This is a genomic window from Streptomyces sp. NBC_00249, assembly GCF_026342355.1.
Classification (GTDB): Bacteria; Actinomycetota; Actinomycetes; order Streptomycetales; family Streptomycetaceae; genus Streptomyces.
Genome location: NZ_JAPEMV010000001.1, coordinates 556,197 through 581,122, shown reverse-complemented (window position 1 = coordinate 581,122; position 24,926 = coordinate 556,197). Strand labels below are relative to the sequence as shown.

The 24,926-nt window shown below is 73.7% G+C and carries 21 protein-coding genes and 1 riboswitch; of the genes, 17 read left to right on the top strand and 4 right to left on the bottom strand.

The features are described from left to right. Positions 1-135 precede the first annotated feature (135 nt). From aceA to OOK31_RS02690, 7 genes are all read left to right on the top strand, one after another. The gene (gene aceA, locus OOK31_RS02720; RefSeq protein WP_267010692.1) at positions 136-1,425 is read left to right on the top strand and encodes an isocitrate lyase; all 1,290 of its coding nucleotides are present in this window, start codon (positions 136-138) and stop codon (positions 1,423-1,425) included. A 93-nt stretch (positions 1,426-1,518) separates the two neighbouring features. Further along, a complete protein-coding gene (aceB, locus tag OOK31_RS02715; RefSeq protein ID WP_267010691.1) occupies positions 1,519-3,135 on the top strand; it encodes a malate synthase A in 1,617 nt (538 codons plus the stop codon). Then, entirely contained in the window at positions 3,132-4,016 is an 885-nt protein-coding gene (locus tag OOK31_RS02710; protein WP_267010690.1) for a 3-hydroxybutyryl-CoA dehydrogenase, read from the top strand. Before aceB ends, OOK31_RS02710 begins: the two co-directional genes overlap by 4 nt. A 194-nt stretch (positions 4,017-4,210) precedes the next feature. After that, positions 4,211-4,436, top strand: a riboswitch (cobalamin riboswitch). Positions 4,437-4,612: 176 nt separating this feature from the next. After that, positions 4,613-6,937, top strand: coding sequence for a 5-methyltetrahydropteroyltriglutamate--homocysteine S-methyltransferase (gene metE / locus OOK31_RS02705; protein ID WP_267010689.1), 2,325 nt, complete (start codon positions 4,613-4,615; stop codon positions 6,935-6,937). 297 nt (positions 6,938-7,234) lie between these two features. After that, the gene (locus OOK31_RS02700; RefSeq protein ID WP_267010688.1) at positions 7,235-7,564 is read left to right on the top strand and encodes an SAV_915 family protein; all 330 of its coding nucleotides are present in this window, start codon (positions 7,235-7,237) and stop codon (positions 7,562-7,564) included. A 12-nt stretch (positions 7,565-7,576) separates the two neighbouring features. Next, positions 7,577-8,917: a diaminopimelate decarboxylase gene (gene lysA, locus OOK31_RS02695; RefSeq protein ID WP_267010687.1), complete on the top strand. Its 1,341-nt coding sequence runs from the start codon at positions 7,577-7,579 to the stop codon at positions 8,915-8,917. Between the two features lie 144 nt (positions 8,918-9,061). Beyond that, a complete protein-coding gene (locus OOK31_RS02690) occupies positions 9,062-11,050 on the top strand; it encodes a calcium-binding protein (protein ID WP_267010686.1) in 1,989 nt (662 codons plus the stop codon). Here the strand turns inward: OOK31_RS02690 and OOK31_RS02685 are convergent. Beyond that, positions 11,047-12,414, bottom strand: a complete 1,368-nt coding sequence (locus OOK31_RS02685) for a cell wall metabolism sensor histidine kinase WalK (protein ID WP_267011807.1) — start codon at positions 12,412-12,414, stop codon at positions 11,047-11,049. The genes OOK31_RS02690 and OOK31_RS02685 overlap by 4 nt on opposite strands. 88 nt (positions 12,415-12,502) lie before the next feature. Beyond that, positions 12,503-13,180, bottom strand: a complete 678-nt coding sequence (locus OOK31_RS02680) for a response regulator transcription factor (protein WP_267010685.1) — start codon at positions 13,178-13,180, stop codon at positions 12,503-12,505. A 136-nt stretch (positions 13,181-13,316) separates the two neighbouring features. On the opposite strand from OOK31_RS02680, the gene OOK31_RS02675 reads away from it, so the two are divergent. Together OOK31_RS02675 and OOK31_RS02670 are read left to right on the top strand one after the other, a co-directional pair. Beyond that, positions 13,317-13,910, top strand: a complete 594-nt coding sequence (locus OOK31_RS02675; protein WP_267010684.1) for a hypothetical protein — start codon at positions 13,317-13,319, stop codon at positions 13,908-13,910. Between the two features lie 615 nt (positions 13,911-14,525). Then, on the top strand, positions 14,526-16,580 hold the full coding sequence (locus OOK31_RS02670) for a SpoIIE family protein phosphatase (RefSeq protein WP_267010683.1): 2,055 nt from the start codon (positions 14,526-14,528) through the stop codon (positions 16,578-16,580). A gap of 44 nt (positions 16,581-16,624) precedes the next feature. Here the strand turns inward: OOK31_RS02670 and OOK31_RS02665 are convergent, their stop codons facing one another. Beyond that, positions 16,625-18,250, bottom strand: a complete 1,626-nt coding sequence (locus OOK31_RS02665) for an AMP-binding protein (RefSeq protein ID WP_267010682.1) — start codon at positions 18,248-18,250, stop codon at positions 16,625-16,627. Between the two features lie 184 nt (positions 18,251-18,434). Here OOK31_RS02665 and OOK31_RS02660 point away from each other — a divergent pair, with 184 nt between their 5' ends. The 7 genes from OOK31_RS02660 to OOK31_RS02630 all read left to right on the top strand — a co-directional run bounded on the left by OOK31_RS02660 (position 18,435) and on the right by OOK31_RS02630 (position 23,859). Beyond that, positions 18,435-19,061, top strand: a complete 627-nt coding sequence (locus OOK31_RS02660) for an alpha-ketoglutarate-dependent dioxygenase AlkB (RefSeq protein ID WP_267010681.1) — start codon at positions 18,435-18,437, stop codon at positions 19,059-19,061. A gap of 34 nt (positions 19,062-19,095) precedes the next feature. Then, entirely contained in the window at positions 19,096-20,037 is a 942-nt protein-coding gene (locus tag OOK31_RS02655) for a tellurite resistance/C4-dicarboxylate transporter family protein (protein ID WP_267010680.1), read from the top strand. Between the two features lie 23 nt (positions 20,038-20,060). Further along, the gene (locus tag OOK31_RS02650; protein WP_267010679.1) at positions 20,061-20,495 is read left to right on the top strand and encodes a VOC family protein; all 435 of its coding nucleotides are present in this window, start codon (positions 20,061-20,063) and stop codon (positions 20,493-20,495) included. Between the two features lie 48 nt (positions 20,496-20,543). Then, positions 20,544-21,251: an epimerase gene (locus tag OOK31_RS02645; protein ID WP_267010678.1), complete on the top strand. Its 708-nt coding sequence runs from the start codon at positions 20,544-20,546 to the stop codon at positions 21,249-21,251. A 62-nt stretch (positions 21,252-21,313) separates the two neighbouring features. After that, on the top strand, positions 21,314-22,522 hold the full coding sequence (locus OOK31_RS02640) for an RNA ligase (protein ID WP_267010677.1): 1,209 nt from the start codon (positions 21,314-21,316) through the stop codon (positions 22,520-22,522). Between the two features lie 3 nt (positions 22,523-22,525). Next, a complete protein-coding gene (locus OOK31_RS02635; protein WP_267010676.1) occupies positions 22,526-23,482 on the top strand; it encodes an AAA family ATPase in 957 nt (318 codons plus the stop codon). Between the two features lie 5 nt (positions 23,483-23,487). Then, positions 23,488-23,859, top strand: coding sequence for an NTP pyrophosphohydrolase (locus tag OOK31_RS02630; protein ID WP_267010675.1), 372 nt, complete (start codon positions 23,488-23,490; stop codon positions 23,857-23,859). Positions 23,860-23,878: 19 nt separating this feature from the next. Here OOK31_RS02630 and OOK31_RS02625 read toward each other — a convergent pair whose 3' ends face one another. Beyond that, positions 23,879-24,382 (bottom strand): SH3 domain-containing protein, encoded by a 504-nt coding sequence (locus OOK31_RS02625; protein ID WP_267010674.1) that lies wholly within the window; start codon positions 24,380-24,382, stop codon positions 23,879-23,881. 259 nt (positions 24,383-24,641) lie between these two features. Between OOK31_RS02625 and OOK31_RS02620 the strand changes: the two genes are divergently transcribed. Continuing rightward, positions 24,642-24,875, top strand: a complete 234-nt coding sequence (locus OOK31_RS02620; RefSeq protein WP_267010673.1) for a DUF397 domain-containing protein — start codon at positions 24,642-24,644, stop codon at positions 24,873-24,875. The last annotated feature ends 51 nt before the right edge of the window (positions 24,876-24,926 follow it).

Sequence of the window (24,926 nt, the reverse complement as noted above, 5' to 3'; positions counted from 1 at the left end):
ACCGGAAGCATTGCTCACCGCTCCACCTCTCGCCGGACGGTCAGGCAGGGCCGCACCTCACTCGTGTCACTCAGTGACATGGATCCGCACAGTTCACACGTACCACGGGGTACCTCCGACTCAGGGAGACAGCACATGGCGCAGGCAGGGACGACGACGGCGGCCGCACAGGAGCTGGCGCGGCGGTGGGCGGACGACCCCCGCTGGGCGGGGATCGAGCGGACCTACGGCGCCGAGGACGTGGTCCGCCTCTCGGGTAGCGTCCGCGAGGAGCACACCCTGGCCCGGCGCGGCGCCGAGCGGCTGTGGCGCCAGCTGCACGAGCGGGACTACGTCCACGCGCTCGGCGCGCTCACCGGCGGCCAGGCCGTCCAGCAGGTGCGGGCCGGCCTCCAGGCGATCTACCTCTCGGGCTGGCAGGTCGCCGCCGACGCCAACCAGGCCGGCCACACCTACCCCGACCAGAGCCTGTACCCGGTCAACTCCGTTCCCCAGGTGGTCCGCCGGATCAACAACGCCCTGCTGCGCGCCGACCAGATCGCCACCGCCGAGGGCGGCTCCGACACGACCGACTGGCTGGCGCCGATCGTCGCGGACGCCGAGGCCGGCTTCGGCGGCCCGCTCAACGCCTTCGAACTGACCAAGGCGATGATCGCGGCCGGCGCCGCCGGCATCCACTACGAGGACCAGCTCGCCTCCGAGAAGAAGTGCGGCCACCTCGGCGGCAAGGTCCTCGTCCCCACCTCCCAGCACATCCGCACCCTCAACGCGGCCCGCCTGGCCGCCGACATCGCCGACACCCCGACCGTGATCATCGCCCGGACCGACGCCCTCGCCGCGAACCTGCTGACCAGCGACGTCGACGAGCGCGACGCCGAGTTCGTGACGGGCGAGCGCACGGCGGAGGGCTTCTACCGCGTGCGCAACGGCATGGCCCCCGTCATCGCCCGCGGCCTGGCCTACGCCCCGTACGCCGACCTCATCTGGGTCGAGACCGGCACCCCGGACCTGGCCCAGGCCCGCGAGTTCGCCGAGTCGATCCACGCCCGGTACCCGGACCAGATGCTCGCCTACAACTGCTCGCCCTCCTTCAACTGGAAGGCGGCCCTGGACGACGACCAGATCGCCAAGTTCCAGCGCGAACTGGGCGCCATGGGCTACCGGTTCCAGTTCATCACCCTGGCCGGCTTCCACTCCCTCAACCACGGCATGTTCGACCTCGCCCGCGGCTACGCCGAGTACGGCATGACCGCGTACGTCGACCTCCAGGAACGCGAATTCGCCGCGCAGGCCCAGGGGTTCACCGCCGTCAAGCACCAGCGCGAGGTCGGCACCGGGTACTTCGACCTGGTGTCCACCGCCGTCAACCCGGCCTCCTCCACGACCGCGCTCTCCGGCTCCACCGAGGAAGAGCAGTTCCACTAGGAACCCCGGGAACCCCTGTCGTCCGTAGCCCGACGGCGCCCGAGAGGCCTTCCCCCTCGGGCGCCCGCCGCCCACGCCGAGGAGAAGAACCGCATGTCACTCACGTCCCTGACCGGCAGCGTCCGGGTCCTCGGCGCGCCGGGTGAGCGCCACGAGGAGATCCTGACCGCCGAGGCCCTGGAGTTCGTCGGCCGGCTCGACGCCGCGTTCGCGGACCGCCGCCTGGAGATCCTGAGGGAGCGCCGCCGCCGCTCCGCCCACCTGGCCTCCGGCTCACCGCTGGACTTCTCCCGCGCCACCGCCGGCGTCCGCGCCGACGCCGCATGGCGGGTCGCCCCGCCCGCCCCCGGGCTGACCGACCGCAGGGTGGAGATCACCGGCCCCCCGGAGCGCCGTATGACGGTCAACGCGCTGAACTCCGGGGCGAAGGTCTGGATGGCGGACTTCGAGGACGCCACGGCCCCCACCTGGGACAACGTCATCGGCGGCCAGATCGCCCTGCTCGACGCCGTCGAGCGCCGCATCGACTTCACCGCGCCCGGGGGCAAGGAGTACCGGCTCGGGGCGGCGCTCGCCACGATCATGGTGCGCCCGCGCGGCTGGCACCTCCTCGAAGAGCACCTGGAGATCGACGGCCGGCCCCTGTCCGCCTCGCTCGTGGACTTCGGCCTGTACTTCTTCCACTGCGCCCAGCGGCAGATCGACGCCGGGTACGGCCCGTACTTCTATCTCCCCAAACTGGAGAACCGGTACGAGGCCCGCCTCTGGAACGACGTCTTCGTCCTGGCGCAGGAACTCCTCGGCATCCCCCGCGGCACGGTCCGCGCCACCGTCCTCATCGAGACGATCACCGCCGCCTTCGAGATGGAGGAGATCCTCTACGAGCTGCGCGAGCACAGCGCGGGACTCAACGCGGGCCGCTGGGACTACCTGTTCAGCCTGATCAAGACCTTCGGCCACCGCACCGACTTCCAGCTGCCCGACCGGGCCGCGGTCACCATGACGGCCCCCTTCATGCGGGCCTACACCGAACTCCTCGTCCGGACCTGCCACCGGCGCGGAGCCCACGCCATCGGCGGGATGGCCGCCCACGTCCCGGGCAAGGACCCCGACGCCAACGCCGCCGCGTCCGCGAAGGTGCGCCTCGACAAGGAACGGGAGGCCGAGGACGGCTTCGACGGCTCCTGGGTCGCCCACCCCGCACTCGTCCCCGTCTGCCGGCAGGTCTTCGACGGGGTCCTGGGGGAGCGGCCGAACCAGCTGGACCGGCTGAACCAGATGGACCGCGCGGGCGAGGACATCGAGGTCACCGCCGCCGACCTGCTGTCCGTCCGCCGCACCGCCGCCCCGCCCACCCCGGAGGGCATCCGCTCCAACGTGGCCGTGGCGCTGCGCTACTTCGACGCCTGGCTGCGCGGCAGCGGCGCCGTCGCCCTGAACGGGCTGATGGAGGACGCCGCGACCGCCGAGATCGCCCGCGTCCAGATCTGGCAGTGGCTCCGCCACGACCGGGTCGACCGGGGCACGGTCACCGACCTCCTCGACGCCGAATGCGCCGCCCTGGCGGACGAGGACCCGCAGGCCCTCGTCGTGGAGGCCCGGGAAGTCTTCGTGGACACCGCGCTCTCCGTGCGGCTGCCCGCCTTCTTCACCCCCGAGGCCTACACCCGCCACCTCGTCCGCCGCGCCCCCGCACGGGACGACGCGTGAACGCCCCGGCAGGGTCCGCCCGCATCCGGCGCGTCGGCGTCGTCGGCGGCGGCCAGATGGGCGCCGGGATCGCCGAGGTGTGCGCCCGCGCCGGACTCGACACCGTCGTCGCGGAGGCGGACGCCACCGCCGCCCGCGCCGCCCGGGACCGCGTCGCGGTCTCCCTGGAGCGGGCCGTGCAGCGGGGCAAACTCGACCGGATCTCCGCCGAGGACGCCCTCGCCCGGCTCGTGTTCACCGGGGACCTCGAGGACCTCGCCGACCGGCAGCTCGTCATGGAGGCCGTCACCGAGGACCCGGACGCCAAGACGGCCGTCTTCACCGCCCTCGACAAGATCGTCGAGGATCCGGAGGCCGTCCTCGCCACGAACACCTCCGCCATCCCCGTCATGCGCCTCGGCACGGCCACCGGCCGCGCCGACCGCGTGGTGGGCCTGCACTTCTTCAACCCGGTGCCCGTCCTGCCGCTGGTGGAGGTCGTCCCCTCGCTGCACACCTCGGCCGACACCCTCCGGGCCGTCGAGGAGTTCGCCCGCGACACCCTGGGCAAGACCACCGTCCGCTCCCAGGACCGGGCCGGCTTCGTCGTCAACGCCCTGCTGATCCCCTACCTGCTCTCGGCCGTCCGCATGGCCGAATCCGGCTTCGCCAGTGCCGCGGACGTGGACGCCGGGATGGAGCTGGGCTGCGCCCACCCCATGGGCCCCCTCAAGCTCGCCGACCTGATCGGCCTGGACACGGTCGAGGCCATCGCCGAGTCGCTCTACGAGGAGTTCAAGGAACCCCTGTACGCCCCGCCGCCGCTGCTCCGGCGGATGGTGCAGGCGGGGCTGCTGGGCCGCAAGAGCGGCCGCGGGTTCCACACGTACGGCCGGGACTGAGGGGTCCCGGCGCGTCTCCGGGCCGAGGGTGCGCCGGGGGCGGGTGAACACGGCGCGGGTACGGCGAGTGGTGTCGCCGCACCCGCGCCGTGTCTCGTGTCCTGTCCCATGTCCGTTGCCCCTGCAGCGTGTTCGCGTCTCATGCCCGCGTCCGGTATGCGAGATGGACTTGCCCGCCCGCCGTCCGGGCCGCCTAGTCTGGACCCGCAGCTGGTTCGCCCCGTCCGCCAGGCGGGATGCGTCGTAAGAGGGAACCCGGTGGGAATCCGGGACTGCCCCGCAGCGGTGAGCGGGAACGACCGCCGTCATACGCACTGGGACCGGAACCGGTCCTGGGAAGCGACGGCCAGTAGGTGCCGCCTCCTCAGGAGGCCGGCGTGCCCGCGAGTCCGAAGACCTGCCCGTTGCCCGTGCGCGATCGACCGCGCACGGCTTCCCGGTGACCTCGTGGGCGGGTCGGCGTGCACCTCAGGCGGATCCTCCCCGTCGCGTACCCGTAAGGACGTACGCGAATCCGGCGGTCCGCCCGCCGCTGCACCCCTTCGCGCCCTCGACCCCACCGGGTCCATGGAGACACGCTCGCGAAGGAGAGTTCCATGACCACCCAGTCCGCAGCCGCGGCAGTACGGGCCACCGTGTACGGCTACCCCCGCCAGGGACCGAACCGCGAACTGAAGAAGGCGATCGAGGGCTACTGGAAGGGCCGCGTCAGCGCCGAAGCCCTCCGGGACACCGCCCGCGAACTGCGCCGGGCCAACCGGTCCCAGCTGGCCGAGGCCGGCATCACCGAGGTCCCCACCGGCGACTTCTCGTACTACGACCACGTCCTGGACACCACCCTCATGGTCGGCGCGATCCCGGCCCGCCACCGGGCCGCCGTCGAAGCGGACGCCCTGGACGGCTACTTCGCGATGGCCCGCGGCACCCAGGACGTGGCCCCGCTGGAGATGACCAAGTGGTTCGACACCAACTACCACTACCTGGTCCCCGAACTCGGCCCCGGCACCGTCTTCACCGCCGACTCCACCCGGCAGGTCGCCGAACTCCAGGAGGCGCTCTCCTCGGGGCACGCGGCCCGGCCCGTACTGGTCGGCCCGGTGACCTACCTGCTCCTGGCCAAGCCCGCCCCGGGCGTCGCCGCCGACTTCGAACCGCTGACCCTCCTCGACCGGCTGCTCCCGGTCTACGCGCAGGTGCTGGCCGACCTGCGGGCCGCCGGTGCCGAGTGGGTCCAGCTCGACGAGCCCGCCCTCGTCCAGGACCGCACCCCCGCCGAACTGAACGCCGCCGCCCGCACCTACCGGGAGCTCGGCGCCCTGACCGAACGCCCGAAGCTCCTCGTCGCCTCCTACTTCGACCGGCTCGGCGAGGCCCTGCCCGTCCTCGCCAAGGCCCCCGTCGAGGGACTCGCCCTGGACTTCACCGGGCCCGCCGCCGCGAACCTCGCCGACCTCGCGGCCGTCGGCGGCCTCCCCGGCAAGCGCCTGGTCGCCGGCGTGGTCGACGGCCGCAACATCTGGATCAACGACCACCAGAAGTCACTGACCACCCTCGCCACCCTGCTCGGCCTCGCCGACCGCGTCGACGTCGCCGCGTCCTGCTCGCTGCTGCACGTCCCCCTGGACGCCGACGCCGAGCGAGACATCGACCCGCAGATCCGGCGCTGGCTCGCCTTCGCCCGCCAGAAGACCACCGAGATCACCACCCTGGCCCGCGGACTCGCCCGCGGGACCGACACGATCGCCGCCGAACTCGCCGCCAACCGCGCCGACCTGGCGTCCCGCGCCGCGTCCCCGCTCACCCACGACCCGGCCGTCCGCGCCCGCACCGCCGCGATCACCGACGCCGACGCCCGCCGCTCCCTGCCCCACCCCGCCCGCGCCGCCGCCCAGCGGACCCGCCTGGGGCTGCCGCCCCTGCCCACCACCACCATCGGGTCCTTCCCGCAGACCGACGAGCTGCGCGTGGCCCGCGCCGACCTGCGGGCCGGCCGCATCGACACCGCCGGGTACGAGGAGCGCATCGAGGCCGAGATCCGCGAGGTGCTCGCCTTCCAGGAGAAGACCGGCGTCGACGTCCTCGTGCACGGCGAACCCGAACGCAACGACATGGTCCAGTACTTCGCCGAACAGCTGACGGGCTACCTCGCCACCCAGCACGGCTGGGTCCAGTCCTACGGCACCCGCTACGTTCGCCCGCCGGTCCTGGCCGGGGACATCTCCCGCCCCGAACCGATGACCGTCCGCTGGACGGCGTACGCCCAGGCGCAGACCTCCAAGCCGGTCAAGGGCATGCTGACCGGCCCCGTCACCATGCTCGCCTGGTCCTTCGTACGCGACGACCAGCCCCTCGCCGAGACCGCCCGGCAGGTCGGACTCGCCCTGCGCGACGAGGTCCACGACCTCGAAGCGGCGGGTACCCCGGTCATCCAGGTCGACGAACCGGCACTGCGCGAGACCCTGCCGCTGCGCGCCGCCGGACACGCCGACTACCTGGCCTGGGCCACCGAGTCCTTCCGCCTCACCACCGGCGGGGTCCGTCCGGACACCCAGATCCACACCCACATGTGCTACGCGGAGTTCGGGGACATCGTCCAGGCCATCGACGACCTCGACGCCGACGTCATCAGCCTGGAGGCGGCCCGCTCCCACATGCAGGTCGCACGCGAACTCGCCGCGCACGGCTACCCGCGCGAAGCCGGACCGGGCGTGTGGGACATCCACTCCCCGCGCGTGCCCTCCGTCGACGGGGCGGCCGCCCTGCTCCGCGAGGGACTCGCGGCGATCGGGGCCGAACGGCTCTGGGTGAACCCGGACTGCGGCCTGAAGACCCGCGGCTGGCCCGAAACCCGCGCCTCCCTGGAGAACCTGGTGGCGGCGGCCCGGCGGGTACGCGCCGAGGTCACGCCGACCGACGGCTGACACCCCCGCCGGCCGGGGCGGGGGGACAACACCCCCGCCCCGGCCGCGCATACGAGTCGTACGACCCGATCAACACGCGGGCAGGGCTCCGGCCACCCGTCCGGGTGGACCTTCCGTCAGCGATCCGTACGGACCGGCGGCCCGGCCGTCAAGGTCCCGTCAGGGGACGGCGCGCACGGCCCCGCACCGGGCATAGCTTCGACCCAGGCCGTCTCTTCCGGGTCAGGCAGGATCCGGGGGAGACGGCCCAGCCCCGGCCGGGCCCTCCGGCCGCGGCCCGCGTCCAGGAGGACCCCCATGTGCCTGTTCCAGTACGCCGACGACCCCGAACCCGAGGAACCGGTCCCGGCCGGACTCCTGTACGTGCCCGTCCGGCCGGGAGGACCGGTCACCGCGATCCGGCTGTTCCGCACACCCCTCGGCGAGCGGACCGCCGTCGGCTTCACCGGCACGGAACCCCTGACGGCCACCCTGGGCGCCGCACAGCCCTGGATCCGGCTCTCCGAGACCGCGCTGCGCGCCCTGGCCGCGCCGCTCGGCGTACGGCTGCTCACCGTCGACCCGGCGCTGTCGGCCCCCGCCGTCACCCCGGTGCCGGCGCCCGAGCCCGCCGTACGGACCGCCTGAGGGGAGACGGCCATGACCCTCACCACCGCCACCGCCCCGGAGGCCGCCGCCGACGGGGACGACCTGCGCGTCTGGCCCGCCTCCACCGCCCGCCTCCCGCACGGCGGCCTGGCCGTGGGCGGCGTACCGCTCACGGAGATCGCCGAGCGCTTCGACACCCCGGCCTACGTCCTGGACGAGGCCGAGGTGCGCGCCCGCTGCCGCGCCTACCGGCAGGCCTTCCCCGACGCCGAAGTGCTGTACGCCGCCAAGGCCTTCCTCTCCCGCGCCATGGTGCGCTGGATCGACGAGGAGGGCCTCGGCCTCGACGTCTGCTCGGCCGGCGAGCTCGAACTCGCCGTCACCGCCGGCTTCCCGCCCGAGCGGACCGTCCTGCACGGCAACGCCAAGTCCCCGCGCGACCTCGCTACGGCCCTGCGGCTCGGCGTCGGCCGCATCGTCATCGACAGCCCGTCCGAGATCGCCCGGATCGCCGCCGCCGTCGGCCCCTCGGGACGGCAGCAGGTGATGGTGCGCGTGGTGCCCGGCGTGTCGGCCGGAGGACACGAGAAGATCCGCACCGGCACCGACGACCAGAAGTTCGGCCTGTCCCTCCAGGACGGCTCCGCGCAGCACGCCGTCACCCGCGTCCTGCGCCAGCCGCAGCTCGAACTCACCGGCCTGCACTGCCACATCGGCTCCCAGATCACCGACACCGCCCCCTACACGGCCGCCGTACGCCGCATGGTGGGCCTCATGGCCCGCATCCGCGACACCCACGGCCACACCCTCCCCGAGCTCGACCTCGGCGGCGGCCACGGCATCGCCTACCGCCCGGGGGAACCGGCCCTCGACCTCCCCGCCCTCGCCCGCGCGGTACGGACCGAACTGTCCCGCAGCTGCGCCGCCGCCCGGCTGCCCGAGCCCCGGCTCCTCGTCGAACCCGGCCGGGCCGTCGCCGGACCGGCCGGCGTGGCCGTCTACCGGGTCCTGGCCGTCAAGCAGACGGGCGACCGGGTGTTCGTGGCCGTCGACGGCGGCATGAGCGACAACCCGCGCCCCGCGCTCTACGGGGTCCGCTACGCACCCCGCCTCGTCGGCCGCACCCCCGGCGCCCCGCCCCGTACGACCACGGTCGTCGGGCGGCACTGCGAGGCGGGCGACATCCTCGCCGCCGACGTACCGCTGCCCGGCGACATCAGGCCCGGCGACCTGCTCGCCGTCCCCGTCGCGGGCGCCTACCAGCTGTCCATGGCCTCCGGCTACAACCTCGTGGGCCGCCCGCCGGTCGTCGCCGTCCACGAGGGCACGGCCCGCCTCCTCGTCCGCCGCGAAACCCTGGAGGACCTCCGCAGCCGCGACATAGGCGCCTGAGGGCCAGGGCCCCGGTCCCCCTCAGGGGTTAAACGCAGGGGTCCAGTGGGGCGCAGACCGGCGCGGCCGTGACGCGGCCGGTGCCCGCGTACCAGAAAGGTGGGGGCGCCCAGGAAGCGGACCGACAGATGGAGTGATCGCCCCATGCCCCTCTCTTCCCCACGGCGCCGGGCCTGGCGCACCGGCGCCGTGACCGCCGCCGGGCTGGCGCTCGTCCTGGGCCTGCCCGGAGTGGCGACGGCCGCCCCCGGCGACCTGGACCCCGCGTTCAGCGGTGACGGCAAGGTCGTCACGAACGTGACCGGCTTCGAGAACATCGCGGGCATGGTCGTGCAGCCGGACGGAAAGATCGTCACGGTCGGCGACGGCTACTTCGACGAGACCTCGGGCGACTTCGTCCTGGTGCGCTACAACACCGACGGCAGCCTGGACACGACCTTCGGCGGCGACGGAATCGTCAACACCGACTTCGACATCAACAACGACGAGGCACGGGCCCTGACCCTGCAGCCCGACGGCAAGATCGTCGCGGTCGGGGGTTCCACCAACTGGGGCGGCTACGGCACGTGGGCGTCGGCCCGCTACAACACCGACGGCACCCTGGACACCAGCTACGGCGACGGCGGCAAGGCGCTCACGGACATCGACGTCGACGCGATCGAGACCGCCCTGGCTGTCGTGGTGCAGCCGAACGGCGCGCTCGTCCTCGGCGGGAGCAGCTTCGGACGCTGGACGGTGGCACGCCTCACCTCCACCGGAGCCCTGGACCCGAGCTTCGACGGCGACGGGTTCGTGATCACCGACTTCGGGAGCGCCGGCTGCTGCGGGGTCAACGACCTGGCGCTGCAGTCCGACGGCAGGATCGTCGCGGCCGGCACCTCCTCCGGCTTCGCGCTGGCCCGTTACAACACCGACGGCAGCCTTGACGCGACCTTCGACGGTGACGGCAAGGTGACCACCGGCTTCGGAAACTACGCCCGGGGCGTGGCCCTGCAGCCCGACGGCAGGATCGTCGCCGCGGGCGTCGCGGGCAACCAGTTCGCACTGGCCCGTTTCACCGCCAACGGCGCCTTCGACCCGACCTTCGACGGCGACGGCCGGGTGACCACCAACTTCGGGCCCGAGAACGGCGGCGCGGCGGACGTGGCGCTGCAGTCCGACGGCAGGATCGTCGCGGCCGGCTCCTACGCGACCGACTTCGCGCTGGCGCGGTACAACACCAACGGCAGCCCGGACCTCGGCTTCGACGGCGACGGCCGCCTGACCACCGACTTCGGCGGCGTCGACGACCAGGCCACGTCCGTGGCCCTGCAGACGGACGGCAAGATCCTCGCCGCCGGCCTCGCCGGCGAGGCCATCAGCTTCAGCGCCGACCGCGCCGTGGCCCGCTACCTGGGCGGCGGGGGCATCGAACCGCCGCCGCCGACCACCGTGGACCTGTCGGTCACCAAGACCGGAACCACCACCGTCAGCATCGGCGACCAGGCCACCTACACCGTGACGGTGAAGAACACGAGCACCACGACGGCGGCCACCGGGGTCACCCTCACCGACACCCTGACCGGGCCCGCCTCCTCCCTCCTGTCCGCCACGCCCGCCCAGGGCACCTGCACCCTCACCGCCACCAGCGCCAACTGCGCCCTGGGCTCCCTCGCACCCGGCGCCCAGACCACGGTGACGCTCGTCGCCGAACCCCGGGCCACGGGCACCCTGACCGACCGGGCCACGGCCGCCGCCACCCAGACGGACCCGGCCACCGCCAACAACACCGCGACCTGGACCACCACCGTCAACAACGCGCGCGGCTGCACGATCATCGGCACCAGCGGCGCGGACACCCTGAACGGGGGCTACTTCAACGACGTGATCTGCGCCCTCAGCGGCAACGACACCGTCCGCGCGAGCTACGGCAACGACACCGTCCACGCGGGCCCCGGCAACGACAACGTCGACGGCGGCTTCGGCGACGACACCCTCAACGGACAGGCCGGCAACGACATCCTCACCGGCTCCTACGGCAACGACCGCCTGACCACCACCGACGGCGTCAGCGGCAACGACACCGCCAACGGCGGGATGGGCACCGACACCTGCACCACCGACCCGGGCGACACCCGCCTGAGCTGCCCCTAAGCTCCCGACCGGACCGGCAGCCTCACCACCAGACGGGCCCCGGCCGGGGCCTCCTCGGCGGTGAGGGTGCCGCCGTGGTGGGCCGTCAGGTCGCGGGCGATGGCCAGGCCCAGCCCGGCGCCGCCGTGATCGCGGCTGCGGGAGTCGTCGAGCCGGGTGAAACGTTCGAAGATCCGCTCCCGGTCGCCCGGCGGCACCCCCCGCCCGTCGTCGGTCACCTCCAGCACGGCGGTCCGCGCCCCCGCCGCGCCGGTCGTGCGCAGCACGACCTCCACCCGCCGGCCGGCGAAACGCTGCGCGTTGTCCAGCAGGTTGGTGACCACCCGGGCCAGCCACAGTTCGCTGCCCGCCACCTCCACGCCCTCCGCCAGCCGCAGCCGTACGGGAACCCGGTCGCCCAGGCGCGCCTCCACCACGTCGCGCACCACCGCCCCCAGGTCCAGCCGGACCGCCGCCACCGGCTGGGCGGCGTCGATCCGGGCGAGCAGCAGCAGGTCGGAGCAGAGCCGCTGGAGCCGTTCGACGTCCTCCATCGCCCCGCCGATCAGCTCGGGCCACAGCTCCGGGTCCCGGACGGCGAGCGCCACCTCCAGCTGGGTCCGCAGCACGGTGAGGGGACTGCGCAGTTCGTGGGAGGCGTCGGCGATGAACTGGCGGTGCCGGATCCCGGAGGACTCCAGCCGGTCGAGGGTGGTGTTCATGGTCCGGGCCAGCCGGGCGACCTCGTCGCGGGTCGGCGGCACCGGGACCCGGCGGTGCAGGTCCCGGTCGGTGATCTCGGCGACCTCGGCGCGGATCGCCTCGACGGGCCCCAGCGCCCGGCCGGTCACCCGCCACGTGACGAGGCCGACGGTGGCCAGCAGCAGCGGCCCCCCGACCGCGAGCGCGGCGGTGGTGGTGTCGTCGGCGGCGTCCACGTCGCGCAGCGAGGTCCCCACCAGGACGGTGACGATGCCCTGCGGGGTGTCCGTGGTCACCTGGACCACCCGCTGCCGGTGCTCCCCGCCGAGCGGGCGGACCCGCCAGGTGTGGAACACCTTCCCGGGGCGCGGCGGACTCACCGGGGCGATCGAGGGCACCCCGGCCAGGTTCGGGGTGGAGCGCAGCACCCGGCCGCGCGCGTTCACCACCTGGACGAAATCGGCCCCGTGCAGCGGCGCCCGCATCCGGTCGAGCTGACCGGCGGCCGCCAGCTGCGCCACGGTCGCGGCCTGCTGCTCGGCGTCGCGCTCGGCGTTGCGCAGCAGGTTGGCCTCCAGCAGCTGGAGCAGGGCGAACGAGGCCAGCGCCAGGGCGGCCGCCACCACCACGCAAGCGCCGACGGTGGCGCGGGCGCGGACGGTGGTGGGCCACAGCCGGCGCACCGGCGGCCACAGCGGGAGCCGCCGCAGCCGCCGCGGGAGCCTGCCCGCGATCCGCCCGCGGGTCCGGTCCTGCCCGGGGAGTGTGCGCTCAGCCACCGTCGGCCGCCAGCCGGTACCCGACGCCGCGCACCGTCTCCAGGGCGGCCCGCCCGAACGGCGCGTCGATCTTCCGGCGGACCGCGCTCACGTGCACCTCGACCACGTTGGGGTCCCCGGCGAAGGCACTGTCCCACACCTGCTCCAGGATCTCCCGCTTGGGCACCACCTCGCCGGGCCGCCGGGCCAGGTACTCCAGGACCGCGAACTCCCGCGCGGTCAGCCGTATCTCCGTCGCGCCCCGGGAGCAGGCGTGCTTCGCCGGGTCGATCCGCAGGTCGCCGAGCTCCATCACCTGCGGGCCGCGCCGGCCCGTACGCCGCCCCAGTGCGCGGAGCCGGGCGACCAGCACGAGGTAGGAGAAGGGCTTGGACAGGAAGTCGTCCGCACCGGTGTCCAGGGCCTCGGCCTCGTCGTACTCCCCGTCCTTCGCGGTGAGCATCAGGATCCCCGCCTCGTTGCCGGCGGCGCGCAGCCGGGCGCAGATCCGGTAGCCGTTGAGGCCGGGCAGCATGATGTCCAGCACGATCAGGTCGTAGTCGTGCTCGGTGGCCATCCACAGCCCCTGCGGCCCGTCGTGGGCCACGTCCACCGTGAACCCCTCCGACCGAAGACCCCGCTGCAGGGCCACGGCGAGCCGCCGTTCGTCCTCCACCACCAGTACGCGCATGCCGCCCAGGGTCTCAGGCCCGGTCCGCGGCCGGCTGAAGGGGTCTTCAGGTGGCTTCAGGTGGGCTTCAGCATCGCCTCGGCATGCTCGGGGGCGAACCGGGTGCGGTGCCCGGTTGCGCCAGAGGAGCACCCGTATGTCTGAGTCCATCCCGTCGTCCGAGCAGCCCGAGACCGCCCCGGAGTCCGGTGCGCGCAAGCGTACGGGCCTGGTCCGCCTGGTTCCCCGGAGCCGGGGCGCCCGCTGGGCGGCGGTGGGCGCGGCCGCCGTGATCGTGGGCGGCGGGGTGGCGGTCGCCGCCGTCGCCGAGCACCACCACGGGCCCAGGGAGCGGGGCATCCGCGCCGCCGTGCCCGGGCCGGGCCACAAGGGCGACGGCAACTTCGAGCGCAAGCTCGAGCGCAAGTTCGAGGACGGGCCCGGGCGCGGCCCCGTCGGCCAGGGCGAGCGCCACGAGGCGCGCAAGGGCGGCCCGAAGGCGGCCGGCCCCGGAGCCGCCGCCCGCAAGGCCCCGGCGCCGCTGCCGTCGCTGGCCATCGGGCAGGCCGCCGACAAGGCCGCCGCGGCCGTACCGGGCGGCAAGGTCGAGGGCCTGCGCGCGGTCGCCCAGGAGGGCGGCGGCAGCGCCTGGCTGGCCGTCGTCCTCGGCTCCGACGGCGTCCGCCACGCGGTCACCGTCTCCGGCACCGACGGCACCATCACCGCGAACGTGACGCTCGACCGCCGCTGAGAAACACCGGTCCGGGGGCAGCGGGCCGGAGAAGATGGGGCATGACCGTCTTCCAGTGCGCCCGCTGCGGCACCCCGGTGTCCGCCGACGTCGAAGAAGCACCGATGCCGGAGCGCGACGGACCCCTGCCGTACGAGGCGGAGGGCGAGTGCCCGCCGCGCGTCGCCCCCGGCTCCTTCGCCTACGACCCCGAGCCCTCCGCCTTCTCCTACGGACCCACCCCCGCCGGGCAGCCGTTCCGCACGAAGGCCGGCCCGCGCGGCAGCGTGCTCCTCGGCCCCGGGGACGCCCGCGGCATGGCCCCGATCGACGATCTGGGCCGCCGCGGCGGTTGCTGCGGCCCGGACGGAGGGGGCGGCGCCAACCTCCGCTGCACGGGCTGCGGGAGCGAACTCGCGATCGAGACCGCGGACTGCTGGACACCCCCAGCAGATCGTCCTCGACCCCCGCCGGGTCGTCGCCGGCCCCGACGGAGCCCTCGGCAGCGCCGCGGCCCCAGGGCCGCCGTGATGTCCGCCCCGCCGATGACGCGCACAATGAGAGGGAGCCCGCCGTCCCGCCCGGGCGGACGGGCCACGCGGCCACGCGGTGCGCCCCGGGCGGAGGAGGCGTGTGGTGCCATCGGAGCGGCCGGGGGAAGCGCAGGCTCCGGGTCCGATCCGGTCCGAGCCGGGGTCCCTGCTGGAGCACGTGGCCGTCGCCGTGTTCGGCATCGACGACGCCGACCGGGTCTGCTACTGGGGCCCGGGCGCCCAGCACCTCTTCGGACACCCGGCCGAAGCCGCCCTCTCCCGCCCCGCCGCGCACCTCTTCCCCCCGGACGCGCCGGACACGGCGGCGCGGCTGACCGAGCAGGCCCGCACCCTCGGCTACTGGCGGGTCCGGGTGCCCGCCCTGCACCGCGACGGCACCGTCTTCGACTGCGGCTTCCGGGTCTTCCCGGTGGCCGGGAGCAGCGGCGGACCGGTGGTCATGGGCCTGGCCAGCAGGGGCGACGAACTCGACCGGGTCAAGACGAACCTCGCCTTCCTCGACGCCCTCTTCGAGACCTGCCCCATCGGCCTGGTCATGCTCGACGAGGAGCTGCGCTACGTCCACCTCAACCAGGCCCTGGCCGACATGGACGGCGTCCCCCTGCGCGAGCACCTCGGACGCCGCACGGCCGAGGTCATGCTCACCTCCGACGGCGGCGAGTTCCAGCGCATGCTGCGCGCGGTCGCCGACGGGGGAGCCCCGCTGGTGAGCGTCCTCGTGGGGCTGCGCACCCCCGGCCGCCCCGACCGGGACCAGGTGCGGTCGGTGAGCCTCTTCCCGCTGAGCGGGGCCGGCGACACCCGCCCCGGGCTGGGCGGCCTGATGGTCGACGTCACCGACCGGGAACAGGCCCTGCTGGAGGCGACGGAGGCCCGCCAGCGCCTGGCCCTGCTGGACCGGGCCGCCGCCCGGATCGGCACCACCCTCGACGTGGGCACCACCGCCCGCGAACTGATCGACGCCGCCGTCCCGGACTTCTGCGACGGCGCCGTCGTGGAGCTGGTGGAGTGGATGAACCCCGCCGAGGCCTTCGACCCCGAACTGCCCCTGGTCACCAACCGGATCGCGGCCCGTACGACCCTCCCGCCTCCCGCCCCCGAACTCGTCGGCGGCCTGGACCGGGTGACGTACCCGCCGGGCTCCAGCATCCACCGCATGCTGAGCACCGGCCGCCCGCTGTGCGTCCCCGTGAACGAGGAGTTCACCAGCCGGACCGTCGTCCACCGCGACCGCGCCCGGCTGCTCCTCGACAGCGGCGTCGCCGACATCCTCATGGCCCCGCTCGTCGCCCGCGGCACCATCCAGGGCATCGCCATGTTCGGCCGCTCCGCCGCCCGCCCCGCCTTCGCCGGGCAGGACCTCAGCCTCGCCGGTGAACTCGCCTCCCGCGCCGCCCTCTGCCTGGACAACGCCCGCCTCTACAGCCGCGTCCAGGACATCGCCCTCACCCTGCAGCGCGCCCTGCTGCCCAGCGCGCTGACGACCGGCCCGTACGTGAGCGTCGCCCACCGCTACCTCCCCGGCAGCCGCGCCACCGAGGTCGGCGGCGACTGGTACGACGTCATCGACCTGCCCACCGGGCGGGTCGCCCTCCTCGTCGGGGACGTGATGGGCCACGGCGTCCCGGCCGCCGCCTCGATGGGCCGGCTGCGCATCACCGCGAAGGCGGTCGCCCGCCACACCCTGGACCCCGTGGCCCTGCTCACCGAACTCGACGCCTGCGCCCAGGAGTCCGGGATCGAACTGGCCACCTGCCTCTGCCTGCTCTACGACCCCCGCACCGGCCGCGCCCGCATCGCGAACGCCGGCCACCCCCCGCCCCTGGTCCGCCGCCCCGACGGCACCGTCGACACCCTCGGCGAGGTCCTGGGCGTCCCCCTCGGGGTCGGCGGTGTCCCCTTCCGCTCGACCGAGACCGAACTCCCGGAGGGCGCCGTCCTGGCCCTGTACACCGACGGCCTCATCGAGACCCGGGGCCAGGACATCGACGCCGGACTCGACGCCCTGCGCCGCCAACTCGCCCAGGCGTCGGGCCCGTTGGAGGAGGCAGCGGACCGCATCCTGGCCGGCCTGCTCCCCGACCCGCCGACCGACGACACGGTCCTGCTCCTCGCCCGCATCCGCCGCGCCCCCTGACGCCGACGCCCTCGGGAGGCGTTCTCCTTCGCCCCGACGCCGCCCTACGGCCGGTCCAGCAGGGCCTCCGCCATCGCCCGCATCTCGATCTTGCGGATCTTGCCGGTGACGGTCATGGGGAGCTCGTCCACGACGTGGACGTAGCGCGGGATCTTGAAGTGGGCGAGCCGGCCCGCGCAGTACGCGCGGACGGCCTCCGCGGTGAGCGGCTCGGCCCCGTCCCGCATCCGCACCCACGCCATCAGCTCCTCCCCGTACTTCGGGTCGGGCACCCCGATGACCTGTACGTCCAGGACGTCGGGGTGGGCGTGGAGGAACTCCTCGATCTCGCGCGGGTAGAGGTTCTCGCCGCCCCGGATCACCATGTCCTTGATCCGGCCGGTGATGGCGAGGTAGCCGTCCTCGTCCATGACCGCCAGGTCGCCGGTGTGCATCCAGCCCTCCGGGTCCACGGCTTCGGCGGTCTTCTCCGGCTCGCCCCAGTAGCCGAGCATCACCGAGTAGCCCCGGGTGCACAGCTCGCCCGGGGTGCCGCGGGGGACCGTCCGGCCGTCCCGCGGGTCGACGACCTTGACCTCCAGGTGCGGCCCGACCCGGCCCACGGTGGAGACCCGCCGCTCGACCGGGTCGTCGGCGCGGGTCTGCGTGGACACCGGCGAGGTCTCGGTCATCCCATAGCAGATCGACACCTCGGTCATCCCCATCCGCTCGATGACCTCGGTCATCACCTCCACCGGACAGGGCGAGCCCGCCATGATCCCGGTCCGCAGGCTGGACAGGTCGTACGCCTCGAAGCCGGGCGCGGCCAGTTCCGCGATGAACATCGTCGGGACCCCGTACAGGGAGGTGCAGGCCTCCGCCTCGACCGCCGCCAGGGTGGCCGCCGGGTCGAAGGCGGGTGCCGGGATCACCATGGCCGCGCCGTGGCTCGTACAGGCCAGGTTCCCCATGACCATGCCGAAGCAGTGGTAGAAGGGCACCGGGACGCACACCCGGTCCAGCTCGGTGTAGCCGCACAACTCCCCGACGAAGAAACCGTTGTTGAGGATGTTGTGGTGCGAGAGGGTCGCCCCTTTGGGGAAGCCGGTCGTCCCCGAGGTGTACTGGATGTTGATCGGGTCCTCGGGGCGCAGGGCCGCCCGCGCGCGGGCCAGTTCCGCCGGATCGCCCTGGCGGCCCCGCTCCAGCAGCGAGTTCCACAGCGGACCGTCCAGCAGGGCGGTGAACTCCAGCTCCGCGCAGTGCGGCCGGACCTCCTCGATCATCGCCGCGTAGTCGGAGGTCTTGAAGCGCTCGGCCGCCACCAGCAGCCGGATCCCCGACTGCTTCAGCACGTACTCCAGCTCGTGCGTGCGGTACGCCGGGTTGACGGTGACGAGGATCGCCCCCATCTTCGCGGTGGCGTACTGGACGAGCGTCCACTCGGCGCGGTTCGGGGCCCAGATCCCCACCCGGTCGCCCCGGACGATCCCGAGGTCCAGCAGCCCGAGGGCGAGGGCGTCCACATCGGCGCCCAGCTCCGCGTACGTCCACCTGCGCCCGGCGGCCCGGTCGACCAGGGCGTCGCGGTCGGGGAACCTGCGGACGGTGCGGTCGAGGTTGTCCCCGATCGTCTCGTGCAGCAGCGGGACCTCGGTGCTCCCGGACGCAGAACTCGACGCGACGGACACACGTACCTCCTGGAAGGGAAGGGGCGGACCCGGGTGCCGCGGCCACGGTGCGGCGGCGCGCGGCCGGCGGGCCCCGGCGTCCGTCCATGATCCCCGCCGGGCGGCCCCCGGACCAGCCCTCCCGCAGTCCTTCCCCCGGACAGTAAATCGAGCAGGTGTTCGGATCCGGGAGTAGGGTGGACGCATGCACGCACTCCAGGGCTCCCTCTTCGACCAGACCGACGAGATCCGGCTCGGCCCGCTCTCACCGGTCCGGCGGACCGAGCTCGGGGCCGGGGCCTGGGTCGACCACCTGCCCGGCTGGCTGACCGGCGCCGACGCCCTGTTCGAACACCTCGCCGCCGAGGTGCCCTGGTACGCCGAACGCCGCCGGATGTACGACCGGGACGTGGAAGTGCCCCGGCTGCTGGCCCACTACCGGGAGGGCGAACCCCTCCCGCACCCCGCGCTCACCGAGGCCCGCGAAGCACTCGGCCGGCACTACGCGGCCGAACTCGGCGAGCCCTTCACCACCGCCGGACTGTGCCTCTACCGCGACGGCCGCGACAGCGTCGCCTGGCACGGCGACCGCACCGGCCGCTCCGCCACCGAGGACACCATGGTCGCCATCCTCTCCGTCGGGGACCCCCGCGACCTGGTCCTGCGCCCCCGCGACGGCGGCCCCACCCTCCTGCGCGTCCCGCTCGGCCACGGCGACCTCGTCGTGATGGGCGGCTCCTGCCAGCGCAGCATGGAACACGCCGTCCCCAAGACGGCCCGCGCCGTCGGCCCCCGCATCAGCGTCCAGTTCCGCACCCGCGGGGTGATGTGACCCGGGACGTCTCTTCCGTGCCAACCTGAGCGGCATGAGCCGCGCACCCTTCCGCACCTGGTGGGCCGCACTCCCGCCCGCCGCGGGAGCCGCCGTCATGGCCCCCGGCATCCTCTCCGCCGGACTCGGTCTCGTCGGCCGCCCCTGGCTCTCGCTGGCCGCCCTGGCCGTCGCCGTCACCCTGTGGCTCGTCCTGGCCGCCGACTTCACCGCCCGGCTCCTCGCCGACCGGGGCCGCTTCCGCGCCGAGGCCGACACCCCGGCCGCCCTCACCGCCGTCGCCGCGACCACCGTGATCGGCACCCGGCTCGCCCAGCTCGGCCTGCCGCGCACGGCCGCCGCCTTGCTGGCCCTCGCCGCCGTCCTGTGGCCCGGACTCCTGTGGACCGTCGTACGGCACTGGCGGCGCCGCATGCCCGGCGCGGCCTTCCTCGTGTGCGTCGCGACCCAGGGACTCGCCGTCCTCGCCTCCGCCCTGGCCAACGCCCACCACCTCGACCCGCTCGCCCGGGCCGCGCTGGCCTGGTTCTGCCTCGGCGTCCTGCTCTACCTGTTCGCCCTGCGCAGCTTCGACTTCCGCCAGGTGGTCAGCGGCGCGGGCGACCACTGGGTCGCGGGCGGAGCCCTGTCCATCACCGCCCTCGCGGGCACCGGACTCACCGCCTCACCCCTGTGGACCGGCGCCGCGCACACCGCCCTGCGCACCGCCACCCTGCTCGCCCTCGCCGTCTCCCTCGCCTGGTACGCCGTCCTCCTCGCCGCCGAAGTACGCAGCCCCCGCCCGCGCTACGACGTCCGCCGCTGGTCCACCGTCTTCCCCCTCGGCATGACGGCCACCGCCTGCCTGTCGGCCGCCCCCGCGACCGCGGTGCCCTGGCTGCGCCCGCTGGGGGAGGGCCTGCTGTGGATCGCAGTCGGCGCCTGGCTGCTCACCTTCACGGCCTGGGCCCTGGACCGCCGCCACGGCGCGCGGTAGAGGCGGCCTAGTAAGGTTCCTCCATGGCCTACACGTTCCAGGTGACCTTCGACTCCCCTGCGCCGCACGCCCTCGCCGACTGGTGGGCGGACGCCCTCGGCTGGGAAGTGGAACCCATCGACGAGAAGTTCGTCCGCGGGCTCATCGAGGCGGGCCACGCGCGCGAGGAGGACACCACCACCCACCGCGGCACGCTCGTCTGGAAAGCCGGGGCCGGGATCCGCCACCCCGAGGGCCTGGAGCGCGCGCCGCGCATCCTCTTCCAGTTCGTCCAGGAGCCCAAGACCGTCAAGAACCGCCTCCACCTGGACGTCCGCACCGGCGAGGACGACCCGAAGGCCCTGGTCGAACGGCTCCTCGCCAAGGGCGCCACCTTCCTCCACGAGGCCAGCCAGGGCCCCTCCGCCTGGACCACCCTCACCGACCCCGAGGGCAACGAGCTCTGCGTCTCGCACTGACCCCGCGCCACGTCGGCCCGCCCGCCGGGCACCGCATAGGCTGCGCACGTGAACGTCATCCTCTACGGCGGAACCGGAATGATCGGGCGCGGAGTCCTGCGCGAGTGCCTGCGGGACGACGCGGTCGAGAGCGTCCTCGCGGTCGGGCGCACCCCGCTCGGAGTCAGCCACCCCAAACTCCGTGAACTCGTCCAGCCCGACCCCGCCGACCTCTCCGCGCTCACCGCCGAGCTCCCCGGCTACGACGCCTGCTTCTTCTGCCTCGGCGTCTCCTCCGTCGGCATGAAGGAGGAGGCCTACCGCCGCGTCACCTACGACCTGACGCTGGCCGTGGCCCGCCCCCTGGCCGCCGCGAACCCCGCCCTGACCTTCGTCTACGTCTCCGGCGAGGGCACCGACAGCACCGAGCGGGGCCGCTCCATGTGGGCCAGGGTCAAGGGGAAGACCGAGAACGACCTCCTCCAACTTCCCTTCAACGCCTACATGTTCCGACCCGGCATCGTCCAGCCCGTGAGCGGGATGCCCTCCAAAACCCGGCTCTACCGCACCGCGTACGCCGTCACCGCCCCGCTCTTCCCCGTCCTGCGCCGCATCGCGCCGAACCTCGTCACCACCACCGAGGCCATCGGCCGGGCCATGATCGCGGTCGCCTCCCCGCCCCCCGCGACCGCCCCCGCCGCGGCCTCGGAACCGGCTCCCCGCATCCTGCGTCCGCGCGACATCAACCACCTGGGCCGCGCCCGCGGCCAGTCATAATCGACTACCGGGGCGCCCCTCCCGCACGCGAGAATGAACCATCTCGAACCGGGAGGAAACCCATGAGCCAGGACCGCCTGACTCTTCACGACCTGATGCCCCCGCAGGAACTGGCGGCAGCCATCGAGGCCGGCCACGTGATCCGCAAGCCGCACCCCGAACTGCCGCTGTCCATCTACACGTACACGCGCACCGCGCAGTACGAGCAGGTCTGGAACCAGGTCACCACGCGCTGCCGCGGCCTCGTCGCCGACGACACCACCGGCGCGGTCGTCGCGCTGCCCCTGCCCAAGTTCTTCAACGTCGGCGAGCACGAGTCGGGCCGGCCCTACGCGCCCGCCCTGCCCGACGAACCGTTCGAGGTGTACGACAAGGTCGACGGCAGCCTCGCCGTCGTCTTCCACTACGCGGACCGCTGGCGGGTCGCGTCCAAGGGCTCCTTCACCAGCACCCAGGCGACCTGGGCGCAGCGGCGCCTCGACGCGCGCGACACCGCGGGCCTGGTTCCCGGCGTGACCTACCTCGCCGAGATCCTCTTCCCGCAGAACCGTATCGTCGTGAACTACGGCGACCGCCGCGACCTCGTCCTGCTCGCCGCCTTCGGCCACGACGGCGCCGAGGTGCCCCTCGCCGAAGCCACCGCGCACTGGCGGGAGATCGGCTCCGTCGTCCGGGTCTGGCCCGCGATGCCGCTCGCGGAGCTCGTCGCGCTCACCGAGTCGAACACCCTGCCCGGGGGCGGCCGCGCCACGGGCACCGATGCGGAGGGCTTCGTCCTGCGCTTCGCCTCCGGCGTGCGCGCGAAGGCCAAACTGGCCGAGTACGTACGCCTGCACAAGGTGCTCACCGGGGTCACCGAACGCGACATCTGGCGCGGCCACGGCGTCCAGCGGTTCGCCGGCCTGCCCGCCAAGCAGCTCGCCCAGGGCCTGAACTGCACCGTCGCCGACATCGAGGCCTCCGGCGGCAAGCCGCTGGACGCCCTCCTGGAGCAGGTGCCGGACGAGTTCGACCACTGGGTGCGCGAGGTGATCACCGGCCTCGAGGAGCGGGCCGCCGCGCGCGAGCGGGCCGTCGACGAGGCCTTCCGGGCGCTCGCCCACCTGAGCTCCGACCGGGGCGCCTTCGCCCGGGCCGTACGGGAGATCCCCGACCGGGAGCTCCGCCCGGCCATGTTCCTGCGGCTGGACGGCCGCTCGACCGAGCTCACCACCTGGCGGGCCGTCCGGCCGGAGACGGCCGACCCCTTCACCACCGACGAGGAGAACTGACCCGTGTCCGAAGAGCTCGCCCCGTCCCCGCCCGGGGCACCGGTACGTCCCGTGGTGCACGTCATGACGGGACTGCCGGCCTCGGGCAAGACGACGGCCGCGCGCGCCCTCCAGACGGAGGCCGCCGGCCGCATGCGCCGGGTCAACCTCGACGAGCTGCGCCAGATGCTCGACCTGCCCGATCCCGGACGCGGCCACTCCTACCGGCACGAGCAGACGGTGCTGGCGATCCAGGACGCCGCGGTCCGCGCCGCCGTCGACGACGGGTTCGACGTGGTCGTCGACAACACCCATCTGACCTCGCACATCCCCAAGCGGCTCAAGGCGGCGGTCGCCGGACGAGCGACCTTCGTCGTGCACGACTTCACCGGCGTGCCCATCGAGGAGTGCGTGCGCCGTGACGCCGCCCGGGAGCGCCAGGTCGGAGAGGAGATCATCCGGATACTGGCCGACAAGCACGCCAAGGCCACCAAGGGCGGCTGGCGGCTCACCGCGGAATGGCTCAACGACGAGGCGCCGGTACGCCCCTACGTCGCCGACCCGCAGCTGCCCGCCGCCGTGCTGTGCGACATCGACGGCACGCTCGCGCTCACCGGGGACCGCGGCCCGTACGACTTCTCGCGCTGCGAACTCGACCTGCTGAACGAGCCGGTACGCCACGCCCTGGACGCCTTCCGGCGGGCCGACGGGGACGTCGTCGTGCTGCTGTCCGGCCGGAGCGAGGAGCACCGGCCGCAGACGGAGTCCTGGCTGCGGCGGCACGAAGTCCCGTACGACGAGCTGTGGATGCGCGCCGCTGGGGACACGCGCCGCGACGACGTCGTGAAGGCCGAGCTCTTCGACGCGCACGTGCGCGACCGGTACGCGGTGCGGGTGTCCCTCGACGACCGCGACCGGGTGGTCGCGGTCTGGCGCCGGATGGGCCTGCCCACCTGGCAGGTCAACTACGGGGACTTCTGAGCGCCGTGACCGGGTCGGGAACCGAACGGACGCCCCTGCTCATCGTGGACGGGGCCAACGTCGTCGGCTCCGTCCCCGACGGCTGGTGGCGGGACCGGCGCGGGGCCGCCGAGCGGCTGCGCGACCGGCTCGCACGGCGCGGGGCGGGCGAGGAGATCGTCCTCGTGGTCGAGGGAGCCGCCCGGGGCGTCGAGTCCGTGCCCGGTGTACGGGTGGACCCGGCGCCCGGCAGCGGTGACGACCGGATCGTGGAGCTGGTGGCGGCCCTCGAGGGGCGCCCGTGCGTCGTGGTCACGGCGGACCGGGAGCTGCGGGCGCGGGTGCGGGCGTACGGCGCCGGGTGCGCGGGGCCCCGTACCGTCCGCCCGGCGGACTGACCCGGAGGTCAGCGGCAGGTCAGCGGCACCACTTCACCGGGGTGATGTCCTTGACGTAACGGGCGGAGACCCAGCCCCCCTTGCGGTCGGCGGCCTTGGGGGCGCCGTTCATGCCGTCCTTGCGGCGCTCGTCCAGGCGGTACCAGATCCTGTTGCCGGAGACGCTCTCACCGCGCTTCTTGCACTGGATCGCCACCTTCTCGTGCGGGTGCACCTTGCCCACGACGTACGAGTGGGTGGTGGGGCGGCTGCGGACCTTCAGCGGGCCCCGCGAGATCACCTTGCCGAGGGCGTGCCGGGGCTTGGGGTACACGACGGGGTCGTCGCTCTCGGTGCCGTCCTCGGTGCCGTCCTCGGTCCCGTCCTCGACGCCGTCCTCGTACTCGGGGTCGTCGTCGACCACGTTCACGTAATCGGGCTCGTCCACGGGACCCTCGTCCGCGACCGCGATGCCCGTCCCGGCCAGGCCGAGCAGCAGACTTCCGGCGGCCAGGGCGAGAACGGTCCTGGTGGGCTTCAGCATGAGCCGGCTCCTCTACGAAGACTTCCGCCCGGCCGTGAGGCGCACGGGCCGGGGCGGCAACCGGGCGGCTGCCAGGGACGACTATGACGAGGCCTCCGGCCGCTGCGCGGACGGCGCACCGGCCTTTAGCCCGATCTGCCCAACCCTTTCGGGGGACTCCGGCGCACCACGCATCTGGCTAGCATTCTCATAAGTGCTTGTCGTGCCATCCCATATGGGATTGCGTGATCATGCGCGTCCGACGAGGAGGGGTCCGGTCATGCAGTTACACAATGGCGTCGTGGCGAGTGAGATTCCCGGCGTGACCTGGGTGAAGAGCAGTGCCAGTGTGGGCAACGGCAACTGTGTGGAAGTAGCCGCTCTGGGTGGCGGCGGTGTGGCGGTGCGCAACTCGCGCTTCCCGGACGGGCCGGCGCTGGTGTTCACGGCGGCGGAGATCGGGGCTTTCCTCGACGGCGCGAAACGATCGGAATTCGACGAGCTGACCGGATGACGGTCATATCGTAGGCCAAAGCTTGGAACGGCAGGAGCTGACACTCCATTC